This is a genomic window from Pseudomonas sp. FYR_5 (assembly GCF_043106315.1).
In the GTDB taxonomy this organism is placed as follows: domain Bacteria; phylum Pseudomonadota; class Gammaproteobacteria; order Pseudomonadales; family Pseudomonadaceae; genus Aquipseudomonas; species Aquipseudomonas putida_Y.
The window spans coordinates 18314-32231 of record NZ_JBICMK010000088.1 but is presented as its reverse complement, the minus strand read 5'-3'; the positions used below and the strand labels follow the sequence as shown (position 1 = coordinate 32231).

The 13918-nt window shown below is 62.4% G+C and carries 12 protein-coding genes; 5 read left to right on the top strand and 7 right to left on the bottom strand.

The features are described 5' to 3' along the window. The first annotated feature begins 51 nt into the window (after positions 1-51). From ACF8RA_RS15870 to ACF8RA_RS15860, 3 genes are all read left to right on the top strand, one after another. Complete coding sequence (locus ACF8RA_RS15870) at positions 52-1857, top strand: acyl-CoA dehydrogenase C-terminal domain-containing protein (protein ID WP_209968558.1); 1806 nt, start codon at positions 52-54, stop codon at positions 1855-1857. 499 nt (positions 1858-2356) lie between these two features. Further along, positions 2357-3640, top strand: a complete 1284-nt coding sequence (locus ACF8RA_RS15865) for a diguanylate cyclase (RefSeq protein ID WP_021782689.1) — start codon at positions 2357-2359, stop codon at positions 3638-3640. A gap of 124 nt (positions 3641-3764) precedes the next feature. Next, the gene (locus ACF8RA_RS15860) at positions 3765-5543 is read left to right on the top strand and encodes an acyl-CoA dehydrogenase C-terminal domain-containing protein (RefSeq protein ID WP_392519344.1); all 1779 of its coding nucleotides are present in this window, start codon (positions 3765-3767) and stop codon (positions 5541-5543) included. A 279-nt stretch (positions 5544-5822) separates the two neighbouring features. On the opposite strand, the gene ACF8RA_RS15855 is transcribed toward ACF8RA_RS15860, so the two are convergent. Beyond that, positions 5823-6746, bottom strand: a complete 924-nt coding sequence (locus ACF8RA_RS15855; protein WP_176683524.1) for a LysR family transcriptional regulator — start codon at positions 6744-6746, stop codon at positions 5823-5825. Positions 6747-6956: 210 nt separating this feature from the next. Here ACF8RA_RS15855 and ACF8RA_RS15850 point away from each other — a divergent pair, with 210 nt between their 5' ends. Further along, complete coding sequence (locus tag ACF8RA_RS15850) at positions 6957-8237, top strand: aspartate aminotransferase family protein (protein WP_176683523.1); 1281 nt, start codon at positions 6957-6959, stop codon at positions 8235-8237. A gap of 147 nt (positions 8238-8384) precedes the next feature. Then, positions 8385-8543: a YqaE/Pmp3 family membrane protein gene (locus tag ACF8RA_RS15845; protein ID WP_003177654.1), complete on the top strand. Its 159-nt coding sequence runs from the start codon at positions 8385-8387 to the stop codon at positions 8541-8543. A 63-nt stretch (positions 8544-8606) separates the two neighbouring features. On the opposite strand, the gene ACF8RA_RS15840 is transcribed toward ACF8RA_RS15845, so the two are convergent. The 6 genes from ACF8RA_RS15840 to pqqA form a co-directional block, all read right to left on the bottom strand. Beyond that, the gene (locus tag ACF8RA_RS15840) at positions 8607-10430 is read right to left on the bottom strand and encodes a prolyl oligopeptidase family serine peptidase (RefSeq protein ID WP_392519343.1); all 1824 of its coding nucleotides are present in this window, start codon (positions 10428-10430) and stop codon (positions 8607-8609) included. Then, positions 10396-11556, bottom strand: a complete 1161-nt coding sequence (pqqE, locus tag ACF8RA_RS15835; RefSeq protein WP_021782694.1) for a pyrroloquinoline quinone biosynthesis protein PqqE — start codon at positions 11554-11556, stop codon at positions 10396-10398. The genes ACF8RA_RS15840 and pqqE overlap by 35 nt, the downstream gene beginning before the upstream one ends. Continuing rightward, positions 11528-11803 (bottom strand): pyrroloquinoline quinone biosynthesis peptide chaperone PqqD, encoded by a 276-nt coding sequence (gene pqqD, locus ACF8RA_RS15830; RefSeq protein ID WP_176683521.1) that lies wholly within the window; start codon positions 11801-11803, stop codon positions 11528-11530. The genes pqqE and pqqD overlap by 29 nt, the downstream gene beginning before the upstream one ends. Then, a complete protein-coding gene (pqqC, locus tag ACF8RA_RS15825; protein ID WP_003255592.1) occupies positions 11800-12555 on the bottom strand; it encodes a pyrroloquinoline-quinone synthase PqqC in 756 nt (251 codons plus the stop codon). The genes pqqD and pqqC overlap by 4 nt, the downstream gene beginning before the upstream one ends. Before the next feature lie 159 nt (positions 12556-12714). Next, on the bottom strand, positions 12715-13626 hold the full coding sequence (pqqB, locus tag ACF8RA_RS15820; RefSeq protein ID WP_021782697.1) for a pyrroloquinoline quinone biosynthesis protein PqqB: 912 nt from the start codon (positions 13624-13626) through the stop codon (positions 12715-12717). A 79-nt stretch (positions 13627-13705) separates the two neighbouring features. Next, positions 13706-13777: a pyrroloquinoline quinone precursor peptide PqqA gene (gene pqqA, locus ACF8RA_RS15815; protein WP_003243383.1), complete on the bottom strand. Its 72-nt coding sequence runs from the start codon at positions 13775-13777 to the stop codon at positions 13706-13708. Positions 13778-13918: the final 141 nt, after the last annotated feature.

The following is a 13918-nucleotide window of genomic DNA, read 5'->3' as shown; positions in this document are numbered from 1 at the left end:
CTTCCGCCAAGCGCGGGTCACCCCACAGAACTCACCTAGAGGTTCATCGCCATGCCTGACTACAAAGCCCCCTTGCGTGATATCCGCTTCGTTCGCGACGAGCTGCTTGGCTATGAAGCGCACTATCAGAGCCTGCCGGGCTGCCAGGACGCCACGCCCGACATGGTCGACGCGATCCTTGAAGAAGGCGCGAAGTTCTGTGAGCAGGTGCTGTCGCCGCTGAACCGTGTGGGTGACCAGGAAGGCTGCACCTGGAGCGAGTCGGGGGTGAAAACCCCAACCGGCTTCAAAGAAGCCTACGAGCAGTTCGTCGAAGGCGGCTGGCCTAGCCTGGCGCATGACGTCGAGCACGGCGGTCAAGGCCTGCCAGAGTCGCTGGGCCTGGCCCTGAGCGAAATGGTCGGTGGTTCGAACTGGTCGTGGGGTATGTACCCAGGCTTGTCGCATGGCGCGATGAACACTATTTCTGCGCATGGCACTGCCGAGCAGCAGCACACCTACCTGACCAAGCTGGTGTCCGGCGAGTGGACCGGCACCATGTGCCTGACCGAACCGCACTGCGGTACCGACCTGGGCATGCTGCGCACCAAGGCCGAGCCACAGGCCGACGGCAGCTACAAGGTGTCGGGCACCAAAATCTTCATTTCGGCCGGCGAGCACGACATGGCCGGCAACATCGTCCATATCGTTCTGGCCCGCCTGCCGGACGCACCGGCCGGTACCAAGGGTATTTCGCTGTTTATCGTGCCGAAGTTCCTGCCCAACGCCGAGGGTGGCGTGGGTGAACGCAACGGCGTGAGCTGTGGCTCGATCGAACACAAGATGGGCATCCACGGTAACGCTACCTGCGTGATGAACTTCGATGCTGCCACCGGCTACCTGATTGGCCCTGCCAACAAAGGCCTGAACTGCATGTTCACCTTCATGAACACTGCTCGCCTGGGGACTGCGCTGCAAGGCCTGGCCCACGCCGAGGTGGCGTTCCAGGGTGGCCTGAAGTACGCCCGCGAGCGTCTGCAGATGCGTTCCCTGACCGGCCCGAAAGCACCGGACAAGGCCGCTGACCCGATCATCGTCCACCCGGACGTGCGTCGCATGCTGCTGACCATGAAGGCCTTCGCCGAAGGCAACCGCGCGATGGTTTACTTCACCGCCAAGCAGGTGGACATCGTCAAGTACAGCCAGGACGAAGAAGAGCGCAAGAAGGCCGACGCCCTGCTGGCGTTCCTGACCCCGATCGCCAAGGCATTCATGACCGAAGTCGGTTTCGAAGCCGCCAACCACGGCGTGCAGATCTACGGCGGCCATGGCTTCATCGCCGAATGGGGCATGGAGCAGAACGTGCGCGACAGCCGTATCTCCATGCTGTACGAGGGCACTACCGGTATTCAGGCCCTCGACCTGCTCGGTCGTAAAGTGCTGATGACTCAGGGCGAAGCACTGAAGGGCTTCACCAAGATCGTGCACAAGTTCTGCCAGGCGCAAGAAGGTAACGAAGCGGTCAAGGAGTTCATCGAACCACTGGCGGCCATCAACAAGGAGTGGGGCGAGCTGACCATGAAAGTGGGCATGGCTGCCATGAAGGACCGTGAAGAAGTGGGTGCGGCTTCGGTCGATTACCTGATGTACTCCGGCTATGCCTGCCTGGCCTACTTCTGGGCCGACATCGCCCGCCTGGCCGCCGAGAAACTGGCAGCCGGCACCAGCGAGGAGGCGTTCTACACCGCCAAGCTGCAGACTGCCCGCTTCTACTTCCAGCGCATCCTGCCACGTACCCGTACCCATGTGGCGACCATGCTGTCGGGCGCCAACAACCTGATGGCGATGGACGAAGAGCACTTCGGTCTGTCGTACTGATACTGGCGCTGTACCCAAAAACCCGCCTGCCCTGACCGGCAGGCGGGTTTTTTACGTCTTCAGGTTCAGCCGCGAAAGGGCCGGGTCTGCTGGCCAATCTCCACCCGCCGTTCACCATTGCCGCCGCTACCGCATTCGCGGGTAAACCCGCTCCTACCACACTGATCGGTGGTGGCCACACATCAGGGGTTGGCCACAGGCCGTCGTGTAGGAGCGGGTTCACCCGCGAAGAGGCCGGCCCTGCTGGCCAATCTCCACCCGCCGTTCACCGTTGCCGCCACCACCGTATTCGCGGGTAAACCCGCTCCTACGCCGGATCGGTGGTGGACACAGGTCGGTGATTGGGCGCAGGCCCTCGTAGGAGCGGGTTTACCCGCGAAGGATGCAACACGGTGCATGGGAAGTTCGTTCATCCAACCGCAAATTCAACTGTTCCAGTGCACTGCCGATGAAGTGAGGGCACAATGCCATTATTGATCTGCCGGGTTGGAGATTACCCTTGTTTCGTCTTAACGCTGTTCGCGCTAGCCACTTCCTGCCGTCGCTGTTCTTGTTGCTGGCAGGGCTCGCCGCAGCCTATGTGAGAGACCTCAGCGTCTTTTTCACATCGCTGTTCAATGTCCTGCCTACCTTGGTTCTACTGCTGGGCGGCGCCTACTGCGCGGTTTACCGCCGCCAGCGTGAGCTGTTTCTGATGCTGACGGTGTACATCGCCTACTTCCTGCTCGATACCCAGACCGACTTCTACCGTGACCATGGCCGCGTGCGTGAGGACGCAGCGGTGATCTTCCACCTGGTCTGCCTGCTGCTGCCGGCGCTGTTCGGGCTGTATGGCGCCTGGCAGGAGCGTACGCACCTGCTGCAGGACCTGGTCGCCCGCGGTGCCGTGCTGTTTGCCGTGGGCAGTGTGGCGGTGGCCCTCCAGCAAAGCTACCCCGAGGCGTTGCTGACCTGGTTGGCGGAGATCCGCTGGCCGGCTTTGCATGGTCACTGGATGAGCCTGATCCAGATGGTCTACCCACTGTTCCTTGGTGTGTTCATTCTGCTGGTGGTGCAGTACCTGCGTGCACCCCGGCCGCTGCACGCCGCGCAGTTGATCGGCCTGCTGGGCATTTTCTGGATGCTGCCGCAAACCTTCATCCTGCCGTTTACCCTGAACATCATGTGCAGCCAGGTAATGCTGATGATCGCCGCAGCAGTGGCGCACGAGGCTTATCAGATGGCTTTCCGTGACGAGCTGACTGGCCTGCCGGGGCGCCGTGCGCTGAACGAGCGCATGCAGCGCCTGGGGCGTAACTATGTCATCGCCATGACCGATGTCGACCACTTCAAGAAATTCAACGACACCCACGGCCACGATGTCGGTGATCAGGTGCTGCGGTTGGTCGCCAGCCGCTTGTCCAAGGTCACCGGCGGTGGCCGCGCCTACCGTTATGGTGGGGAAGAGTTCGCCCTGGTGTTCGCCGGCAAGACCGCCGAGGAATGCGTGCCGCATGTGGAGGCTGTGCGTGAAGTAATCGCTAATTACGTGATGCACCTGCGCGACCAGCACAACCGCCCGCAGGACGATACCGCCGGCCGCCAGCGCCGCGCTGGCAGCGGCGGCGGCACGGTTTCGGTCACCATCAGCATTGGTGTGGCCGAGCGCCAGGCGGATCATCGCAACCCCGAGGCGGTACTGAAATCCGCCGACCAGGCGCTTTACAGCGCCAAAGGTGCGGGGCGCAATTGTGTCATGGTGCATGGGCGACAATCACCGCGTGGGGCAGTGCGTACGGCGTGACCGAGTTAGACTATGCAGTCGATTGATGACCCTATGTCTCGCAAAAGTTGTTCGGTTACACTGCCAGTAACCCCAGTGTCGCGGTTCCCCGAGACCGCCCCGACCCGACTAGCGAGAGGTTGTCATGGCTGACTATAAAGCGCCCCTGCGCGACATGCGCTTCGTACTGAATGAAGTCTTCAACGTGGCCGAGCAGTGGACGCAGTTGCCCGGTCTGGCCGAGGTTGTCGATGCCGACACGGCCATGGCCGTGCTGGAAGAAGCCGGCAAGGTCACCGCCAAGACCATTGCGCCGCTCAGCCGCGCCGCCGACGAAGAGGGCTGCCACTGGGACAACGGTGTGGTGCGCACCCCAGCCGGTTTCATCGAGGCCTACAACACCTACGCCGAAGGCGGCTGGGTGGGCGTGGGCGGTGACCCGATGTTCGGCGGTATGGGTATGCCCAAGGCCATCTCGGCCCAGGTCGAGGAAATGGTCAACGCGTCCAGCCTGGCCTTCGGCCTGTATCCGATGCTGACCGCCGGCGCCTGCCTGTCGATCAACGCCCACGCCAGCGAGGCCTTGAAGGCAAAATACCTTCCGAACATGTATGCCGGCGTTTGGGCCGGTTCCATGTGCCTGACCGAGCCACATGCCGGCACCGACCTGGGCATCATCCGTACCAAGGCCGAGCCCCAGGCTGACGGCAGCTACAAGGTCAGCGGCACCAAGATCTTCATCACCGGCGGTGAACACGACCTGACCAAGAACATCATCCATCTGGTTTTGGCCAAGTTGCCGGATGCACCGGCGGGGCCGAAAGGGATTTCGCTGTTCCTGGTGCCGAAGTTCCTGGTCAATGAAGACGGTAGCCTCGGTGCGCGGAACCCGGCCAATTGCGGCTCGATCGAGCACAAAATGGGCATCCAGGCCTCGGCTACCTGTGTGATGAACTTCGACGAAGCTGTCGGCTACATCGTCGGTGAGCCGAACAAAGGCCTGGCGGCCATGTTCACCATGATGAACTACGAGCGCCTGGGCGTCGGCATTCAAGGCCTGGCGTCGGCCGAGCGCTCCTACCAGAACGCCGTGGAGTACGCCCGCGATCGCCTGCAAAGCCGTGCCCCGACTGGCCCGCAAGCCAAGGACAAGGCTGCCGACCCGATCATCGTCCACCCGGACGTGCGTCGCATGCTGTTGACCATGAAGGCGCTGATCGAGGGTGGCCGCGCCTTCTCCACTTACGTGGCCATGCAACTGGACAGTGCCAAGTACAGCGAAGACGCCAGCGTGCGCAAACGCAGCGAAGAGTTGGTGGCACTGCTGACGCCGGTGGCCAAGGCCTTCCTCACCGACCTGGGCCTGGAGTGCGCAGTGCACGGCCAGCAAGTATTTGGCGGGCATGGCTACATTCGTGAATGGGGGCAGGAGCAGTTGGTGCGCGATGTGCGCATTACCCAGATCTACGAGGGTACCAATGGCATCCAGGCCCTCGATCTGATGGGGCGTAAAGTGGTGGCCAGCGGCGGGGCATACTACAAGCTGTTCTCTGATGAGATCCGCCAGTTCATTACCCGTGCAGGCAGCGAACTGGACGAATTCACCACGCCACTGGGTGCTTCGCTCGATCAGCTCGATGGGCTGACCGAGTGGGTATTGCAGCAGGCCAAGGGCAACCCGAATGAAATTGGTGCGGCTTCGGTCGAGTACCTGCATGCCTTCGGCTATGTTGCCTATGGCTATATGTGGGCACTGATGGCGCGGGCGGCGCAGGCGGGTGAGGGAGATGCGGCGTTCTATTCGGGCAAGCTGGGTACGGCGCGGTTCTACTTTGCGCGGTTGCTGCCACGGGTGGATTCGCTGGTGGCTTCGGTGAAGGCGGGAAGTGAGTCGCTTTACCTGCTGGATGCCGAGCAGTTCTGATCGTTTTTTGGGGCCGCGAAGCGGCCCCAGCCATGACATATCTGTGGATGAATCTCCTGTGTAAGCTTTTTCCTACACGACGTGGTGACTTTTCACCACTGTTCTAAGATTGGATCCACGGTTAATCTTTACCACATGGACGTTGCGCAGGAAGCGCAAAGGACAGATCAAGGACGACGACGAAGGACCACCTGCCAGGATGGCGGGGCGATACGGATGTCACAGGGAAACAGTCTGGAAAACCCCGCTTCGGCGGGGTTTTCTTTGCGTGCGTGTTTTTCAGGCCAGCACATCCCGCGGTGATGCCCCCAACAGGCGGGCGTCCGTCTCTTCCTCCAGCAACGTGCGCAGCAGCTCTACAGAGGCCTGCTGGCGCTGGGCATCGCGAAATACCAGGCCAACCTTCAACGGCACGCGCGGCTCGCTCAACGGCTTCCACAGCAGCCCTTGGTCATCTTCGGCGGCCTCCTTGGCGCGCCCTGGAAGAATAGTGGCCAGCGCCGTGTGCGCGAGGCTATCGAGAATCCCTGCCATATTGTTCATCTCTGCCTGCACCTGCGGCCGTCGGCCCTGGCTGGCCAACTGCGCCTGCCAGATCTGGCGGATCTGGAACTCCTCGCCCAGCATCAGCATGGGCAACTCGGCGGCCTGGCGGATGGACACCTTCTTGAAGTCCTTCAGCGGGTGGGTATCGGGTATGACCAGTTGCAGCTCATCTTCGTACAACAGCAGGCCATGCAGCCCTGGCTGGCGCGGCGGCAGGTAGCTGATGCCGATGTCCAGACTGCCGTTGAGCAGGCGGCGTTCGATCTCCAGCCCCGACAACTCGTAAATCTGCACGACCAGGTGAGGTTGAGCCTTGCGCAGGCGTTCAAGCAGCTGCGGTACCAGGCTTGGCCGCACGGTCTGCAATACACCGATAGCCAAGGTGCGCAGCGACTGGCCCTTGAAGTTGCGCATGGCCTCGTGGGCACGCTGCAGGCCGTCGAGCAACGGCAGGGCATGGTTGTATAACGTGTGGGCGGCCAGGGTCGGCAGCAAGCGTTTATTGCTGCGCTCGAACAGGCTGAGATCGAGGCTGTGTTCCAACTGGCGGATTTGCTGGGAAAGCGCCGGCTGTGACAGCGACAGGCGTTCGGCGGCGCGGCCTACGTGGCCTTCTTCGTACACCGCGACGAAATAACGCAGTTGACGGAAATCCATAAGAAACACTTATCGAAAATGCTGGAAAAACGAAATGGTCGAAAACCCTGTTGAAGCCTAGTCTATCGCCGTATTCCAAAGGGTTACAGCGATAATTCGGTCGATTGTTACCCCGGATGAAAAACACTTTTGATAGGCAAGGCAAAATATCGAGTGTCGGCATCAAGACCGCACCGTGGCTGCCCTTTACCGTGATTGGTTGGAGCCCTGATGAACCTGTTCAACCTGCGCCGCTCGGCTTCTGCCGCCGCCGCCGAGCCCAAGCGTGCGCCGGTGATCGTGCCGCAAGCATCTGAGCTGTCACCTGAGCGCCTGATGCCCGGCGCCGAACGTGCAGCGCAGGTATTCGTGCGTGGCCAGGGCTCCTGGTTGTGGGACAACGAGGGGCATGCCTACCTGGACTTCACCCAGGGCGGTGCGGTCAACAGCTTGGGCCACAGCCCCAGCGTGCTGGTCAAAGCATTGGGCAATCAGGCTCAGGCCTTGATCAACCCGGGCTCGGGCTTCCACAACCGTGGCCTGCTGGGGCTGGTCAACCGGCTGTGTCAGAGTACCGGCAGTGACCAGGCCTACCTGCTCAACAGCGGTGCCGAGGCCTGTGAAGGGGCGATCAAGCTGGCGCGTAAGTGGGGCCAGCTGCACCGCAATGGCGCCTATCACATCATTACTGCCAGCCAAGCCTGCCATGGCCGTAGCCTGGGCGCGCTGTCCGCGTCCGATCCGCTGCCATGCAATCGCTGCGAACCTGGCCTGCCAGGTTTCAGCAAGGTGCCGTTCAACGACCTGGCGGCGCTGCACGCCGAGGTGGACTCACGCACCGTGGCGATCATGCTCGAGCCGATACAGGGTGAGGCGGGCGTTATTCCCGCTACTCAGGAATACCTCAAAGGCGTGGAAACGCTCTGCCGCGAACTGGGCATCCTGCTGATCCTAGATGAGGTGCAGACCGGTATTGGTCGCTGTGGTGCGCTGTTGGCCGAGGAGCTCTATGGCGTGCGTGCCGACATCATTACCTTGGGCAAGGGCCTAGGGGGCGGCGTGCCGCTGGCCGCCTTGCTGGCCAGGGGCAAGGCATGCTGCGCCGAGCCTGGTGAGCTGGACGGCAGCCACCATGGCAACGCGCTGATGTGCGCCGCCGGCCTGGCGGTGCTGGACAGCGTGCTGGAACCTGGCTTTCTGGCCCAGGTTCAGGATAACGGTCGTCACCTGCGTGAAGGCCTGAGCCGCCTGACCGGGCGCTATGGTCAGGGTGAAGTGCGCGGTCACGGGCTGCTATGGGCCCTGCAACTGAAAGAAAACCTGGCCCGCGAGCTGGTGGCTGCGGCCCTGCACGAGGGCCTGCTGCTCAACGCGCCGCAAACGGATGTGGTGCGCTTTTCTCCGGCGCTGACTGTGAGCAAAGGCAACATCGACGAAATGCTGCTGCGCCTGGCGCGCGCTTTCGCCCGCCTGCATGCCCAGCAGCAGGCCCGTCGCGAAGTGCCAGCGTAGCGGCCTGCCAAAGAATTCAACGAACCGTCTGGCGTTCCTGCGCATCGCCCCTGGCCTGTTTCATTCGGCCCGGGGCGTTTTTTTTTGCCTGTGGAACCTCTACGGCTGGGAGCTAGTCTTTGATGTAACCCTTCAGGAGAGACTCGCATGGACTTTATTCGCATCATCATCGCCATTCTTCTGCCACCTCTGGGCGTGTTTCTGCAGGTGGGGTTTGGCGGGGCGTTCTGGCTGAATATTCTGCTGACCTTGCTGGGATACATTCCGGGGATCGTGCATGCGGTGTATATCATCGCCAAGCGTTGATACAGGCAGAGATTGGCCCCTGCAGGAGCAGCGCAAGGTCGCTCCTGCTCGGGGCGCCTGGAACTATTGCGCCAACACCCGGCAATAGAATTTCCACTCTTCTTCCAAGGCATGCGCCAGGTTCTGCGCTTTGCGGAACCCGTGCCGCTCCTCCGCATAAAAATGCCCTTCAGCGTCGATCCCGTTGGCCTGTAGCGCCGCCAACATGGCGCGTGTCTGCTCCGGCACCACCACCGCATCCAGCTCACCCTGGAAGAAAATCACCGGCACCTTGATGCGCTGCGCATGCAGCAGCGGCGTGCGCTGGCGATAGCGTTCAGCGTCCCGCTGCGGGTCGCCGATCAGCCAGTCCAGGTAATCCCCTTCGAACTTGTGCGTGGCACGGCCAAGGGCTAGCGGGTCGCTGACCCCATAGAGGCTGGCGCCAGCGCGGAACACGTCATGGAACGCCAAGGCGCACAAGGTGGTGTAGCCACCGGCGCTACCGCCGCGGATAAACGCCTTGTGCTTGTCGACCAGGCCTTGAGCAGCCAGGTATTCGACCGCCGCGCAGGCATCGGCCACGTCACTTTTGCCCCAGCGCTGGTGCAGGGCCTGGCGGTATTCCCGACCATAGCCGGTGCTGCCCCGGTAGTTGAGGTCGGCCACGGCAAAGCCACGCTGGGTCCAGTACTGGATGCGCGGGTCGAGCACGGGATAGCAGGCTGAGGTTGGCCCGCCGTGGATGAACACCACCAGCGGCGCGGCGCCTTGCGACTGCGCTGGCGGGTAGAAGAAACCATGGGCCTGCTCGCCGCCACTGCCGTAGTGGATCGACTGTGGCAGGCTGATTTGCCCTGCCGGCAGCATTTCGGCACCGCCGGCCAGCACACGTACGTCGTGGTTGCTGCGGTCAATGGCAATGACTGCTGGTGGGCTGATGGGCGAGGCGGCAATGGCATACAGGTGTTCGCTGTCCATGGCCAGGCTGCGAAAGCGTGTGTAGGCACTGGCGAAATGCTCCATACGGCCATCTTCGCCACGCAGCCCCAATTGCCCGAAGCCGTCTTCGAACCAGCTGGCCAGGTAGCTTTGCGGGCTCAGTGCCAACCAGGTACAGGTCCCCAATTGCCAAGGCGCAGCAGCATGGTCCGCCGGTGCGGCAGGCAACGCCTGCCATTGGCCATCGACCTCACCCCAGGGTTGCCAGAAGCCATTGCGGTCGGACAGGCAGTAGAGCCGACCTTCGGCATCGAAGCGTGGTTGTTGCAACGATTCTTCTGCGGCGGCTACACATTGCGCCGGCCCCCAGTGGCCGCTGGCATCGCGCGTGCGACACATCAGCCGGGTGACGGTCCAGGGCTGCGCCGGGCGGTCCCATTCGATCCACGCCAGGCGCTGGCCATCGGCACTGACGGCAGGCGAGGCGTAGAAGTCGGCACCCTCGGCGAGCACCTCGCGGCGGCTGTCACCCAAAGCGACCAGGCGGTGCTCTACCTGCTCGGCATGGCGCTCTTCGACGGCCAGTACGTGGCCGTCGTGCCACTGCACATCGCCATAGCGGCAGCTGGCATCCTGGGTCAGTGCACGTGGTAACAGATCGTCCAGCGGCTGGGTGTAGACCTGCTGGTCCTTTTCGTTGACGAACACCAGCCCGTCGCCGCCCAGGCAGAAGCTGCCACCACCATATTCGTAGACTCGACTGCGCACGCTGAAGCCGTCCGGGGTCAGGCAGCGGGCTTGGTAGTGCAACCAGTGCCAGATACGGCAAGCACCGTCGGCCGGGCGGAATTCGTTCCAGAACAGCCCGTCGGCACTGACCTTGAGTTCGGCGAAGTCGGTACCGGCGGCCACTGCCTGGGCCGCGCTGAATTCAGCCGCGGGCGATGACACGGGAGTTTCGATCATTGCGGAAGGTCATCTGTTCGATCGCGAGCTGGGCGGTTTCTGCCTCCTCGCGGGCTTTGAGGATGATGCCGTGCTCGGTCGACTTGGCGCACACCGGGTCGGCATTGCTGGCATCGCCGGTCAGCATGAAGGCCTGGCAGCGACAGCCGCCGAAGTCCTTTTCTTTCTCGTCGCAGGAGCGGCAAGGTTCGCGCATCCACTCATAGCCACGGAAGCGGTTGAAACCGAACGATTCATACCAGATATGGTGCAAGTCGTGGTCGCGTACATTCGGGAACTGCACGGGTAGCTGGCGGGCGCCGTGGCAGGGCAATGCGGTGCCGTCCGGGGTGATGGTGAGGAACAGGTTGCCCCAGCCGTTCATGCAGGCCTTGGGGCGCTCTTCGTAGTAGTCAGGGGTAACGAAAATAAGCTTGCACGGGTTGCCCTCGGCCTTGAGCTTGTCCCGGTATTCGTTGGTGATACGTTCGGCCCGCTCGAGCTGCGCGCGGGTTGGCAGCAGCCCCAGGCGGTTGAGGTGCGCCCAGCCATAGAACTGGCAAGTGGCGAGCTCGACAAAGTCGGCCTCCAGGGCAATGCACAACTCGATGATGCGGTCGATCTTGTCGATGTTGTGCCGATGGGTGACGAAGTTGAGCACCATCGGGTAGCCATGGGCTTTTACCGCGCGGGCCATTTCCAGCTTCTGTGCAAAAGCCTTTTTCGAGCCGGCCAGCAGGTTGTTCACCTGCTCGTCGCTGGCCTGGAAGCTGATCTGGATATGGTCCAGGCCAGCCTTCTTGAATTCGGCGATGCGCGCCTCGGTCAGGCCAATGCCCGAGGTGATCAGGTTGGTGTAGTAACCCAGGCGGCGGGCCTCTGCGATCAGTTGAGCAAGGTCCTGGCGTACCAGCGGTTCACCGCCGGAAAAGCCGATTTGTGCGGCACCCATTTCCCGCGCTTCAGCCATGACCTTGAACCACTGTTCGGTGCTCAGCTCCTGGCCCTGGGCGGCGAAGTCCAGCGGGTTGGAGCAGTAAGGGCACTGCAGCGGGCAGCGGTAGGTGAGCTCGGCCAGCAGCCACAGCGGCAGGCCGACCTCGGGCGTGGGCGGCAACTCAGGCGAGGACGATCCAGTGTTCGGCACGGGCCACCTCCATGAACTGCTCGATGTCGTCCGCCACTTCCGGGACACCGGGGAATTGCTGTTCGAGTTCGCTGATAATCGCTGCCACGTCACGCTGGCCGTCGATCAGGCCACCGATCAGGCTCGCGCTGTCGTTGAGCTTGATCATGCCTTCGGGGTACAGCAACACATGGCCCTTTTGCGCCGGCTCGTACTGGAAACGATAGCCGGGGCGCCAGTTCGGTACCTGCTTACGGTCGAAACTCATAGGGTGATTCCCTTGTGCCACACCCGTTCCTGGGTGACGGAGTGATAGGGCGGGCGGTTCAGTTCGTAGGCCATGCTCATGGCATCGAGCATGCTCCAGAGGATATCCAGCTTGAACTGCAATATCTCCAGCATACGCTCCTGGCCCGCGCGGGTGGTGTAGTGCTGCAGGGTAATCGCCAGGCCGTGTTCCACATCGCGCCGAGCCTGGCCCAGGCGGGTACGGAAGTACTCGTAGCCGGCGGGGTCGATCCACGGGTAGTGCTGTGGCCAGCTGTCCAGGCGCGATTGGTGGATTTGCGGGGCGAACAGCTCGGTCAGCGAGCTGCTGGCGGCTTCCTGCCAGCTGGCGCGGCGGGCGAAGTTGACGTAGGCGTCCACAGCAAAGCGCACGCCGGGCAATACCAGTTCTTGCGAGCGCAATTGGTCCGGGTCCAGCCCGACAGCCTGGCCCAGGCGCAGCCAGGCTTCGATGCCGCCATCCTCGCCAGGCGCACCATCGTGGTCGAGCAGGCGCTGGATCCACTCGCGGCGCACTTCGCGGTCCGGGCAGTTGGCCAGGATCGCGGCATCTTTCATCGGGATGTTGACTTGGTAATAAAAGCGGTTGGCCACCCAGCCCTGGATCTGCTCGCGGGTGGCGCGACCTTGGTACATCGCCACGTGGTATGGGTGATGGATGTGATAATAGGCGCCCTTGGCGCGCAAGGCCTGCTCGAACTCGGCAGGGGACATAGGCAGTGCGTCGCTCATTCGGCTGGCTCCTGTAAAGCGATTGTCAGGGCTGACACATATTCACCCTGTGGGAGCGGGCATGCCCGCGAACACCGGCGAAGCCGGTGCCATACACCGTGTTGGATGCTTCGCGGGCATGCCCGCTCCCACAGGGCCTGTGTCGCATCACGGACTGTTTTACAACTCGATGCTCATGCCATCGAAGGCAACTTCCACACCGCGGCGCAGGACTTCGGCGCGCTCGGGGGAGTTTTCATCGAGAATCGGGTTGGTGTTGTTGATGTGGATAAGCACTTTGCGCTGGCGCGGGAAGCCGTCGAGCACTTCCAGCATGCCGCCAGGGCCGTTCTGGGCCAGGTGACCCATCTCGCGGCCGGTGCGGGTGCCCACGCCACGGCGCTGCATTTCGTCGTCTTCCCACAGGGTGCCGTCGACCAGCAGGCAGTCGGCACCGTGCATCATCGCCAGCAGCTTTTCGTCGACCTGGCCCAGGCCCGGGGCGTAGAACAGCTTGCCGCCGGTGCGGGTGTCTTCGACCATCAAACCAAGGTTATCGCCCGGGTGCGGGTCGAAGCGGTGTGGCGAATAAGGCGGCGCGGCGCTACGCAGGGGGAAGGGGGTGAACTTGAGGTTGGGGCAGGCGTCGATCACGAAGCTGCCTTCCAGCTCGATACGGTTCCACTGCAGGCCACCGTTCCAGTGGCTGAGCATGTTGAACAGCGGGAAACCGGTGGTCAGGTCCTGGTGGACCATGTCCGTGCACCACACCTGATGCGGGCAGCCTTCGCGCAGGCTGAGCAGGCCGGTGGTGTGGTCGATCTGGCTGTCCAGCAGGACGATGGCGTTGATGCCGGTGTCGCGCAGGGCCCGGGCCGGCTGCATCGGCGCAAAGGCCTGCAGTTGGGCGCGGATGTCGGGCGAGGCATTGCACAGTATCCAGTGCACACCGTCGTCGGACAGGGCGATGGATGACTGGGTGCGCGCCGTGGCTTGCAGGGTGCCATCACGGTAGCCCTTGCAGTTGACGCAGTTGCAGTTCCACTGCGGGAACCCGCCACCGGCGGCGGAGCCGAGAACCTGGATGTACATGGCCACTCTCTATGCAGAAACCGGATCGGAAAAAACGAAAACGCCCCGGCAGGCCGAGGCGTGAAACCCTAAGCCTGGCTTAGCGGTTAGCGAAGTACATAGTAACTTCGAAGCCGATACGCAGGTCAGTGTATGCAGGTTTGGTCCACATGGAATTACTCCTTCCGAATGAGGGTTGGGTTGTTCAGCTACTACTTGGGTACCGCCATGCGTTGGCAGTTCCCTGAAACCGGGATTGCGCTATCTTACAAGAAAAATTTGAACCGGAAGGTTAATTATTCGAGAAGCGCCG

Coding starts and splice junctions, on each gene's coding strand:
- ACF8RA_RS15870 (WP_209968558.1), top strand. CDS start 52: ATGCCTGACTACAAAGCCCCCTTGCGTGATATCCGCTTCGTTCGCGAC.
- ACF8RA_RS15860 (WP_392519344.1), top strand. CDS start 3,765: ATGGCTGACTATAAAGCGCCCCTGCGCGACATGCGCTTCGTACTGAAT.
- ACF8RA_RS15855 (WP_176683524.1), bottom strand. CDS start 6,746: ATGGATTTCCGTCAACTGCGTTATTTCGTCGCGGTGTACGAAGAAGGC.
- ACF8RA_RS15850 (WP_176683523.1), top strand. CDS start 6,957: ATGAACCTGTTCAACCTGCGCCGCTCGGCTTCTGCCGCCGCCGCCGAG.
- ACF8RA_RS15845 (WP_003177654.1), top strand. CDS start 8,385: ATGGACTTTATTCGCATCATCATCGCCATTCTTCTGCCACCTCTGGGC.
- ACF8RA_RS15840 (WP_392519343.1), bottom strand. CDS start 10,430: ATGATCGAAACTCCCGTGTCATCGCCCGCGGCTGAATTCAGCGCGGCC.
- pqqD (WP_176683521.1), bottom strand. CDS start 11,803: ATGAGTTTCGACCGTAAGCAGGTACCGAACTGGCGCCCCGGCTATCGT.
- pqqC (WP_003255592.1), bottom strand. CDS start 12,555: ATGAGCGACGCACTGCCTATGTCCCCTGCCGAGTTCGAGCAGGCCTTG.
- pqqB (WP_021782697.1), bottom strand. CDS start 13,626: ATGTACATCCAGGTTCTCGGCTCCGCCGCCGGTGGCGGGTTCCCGCAG.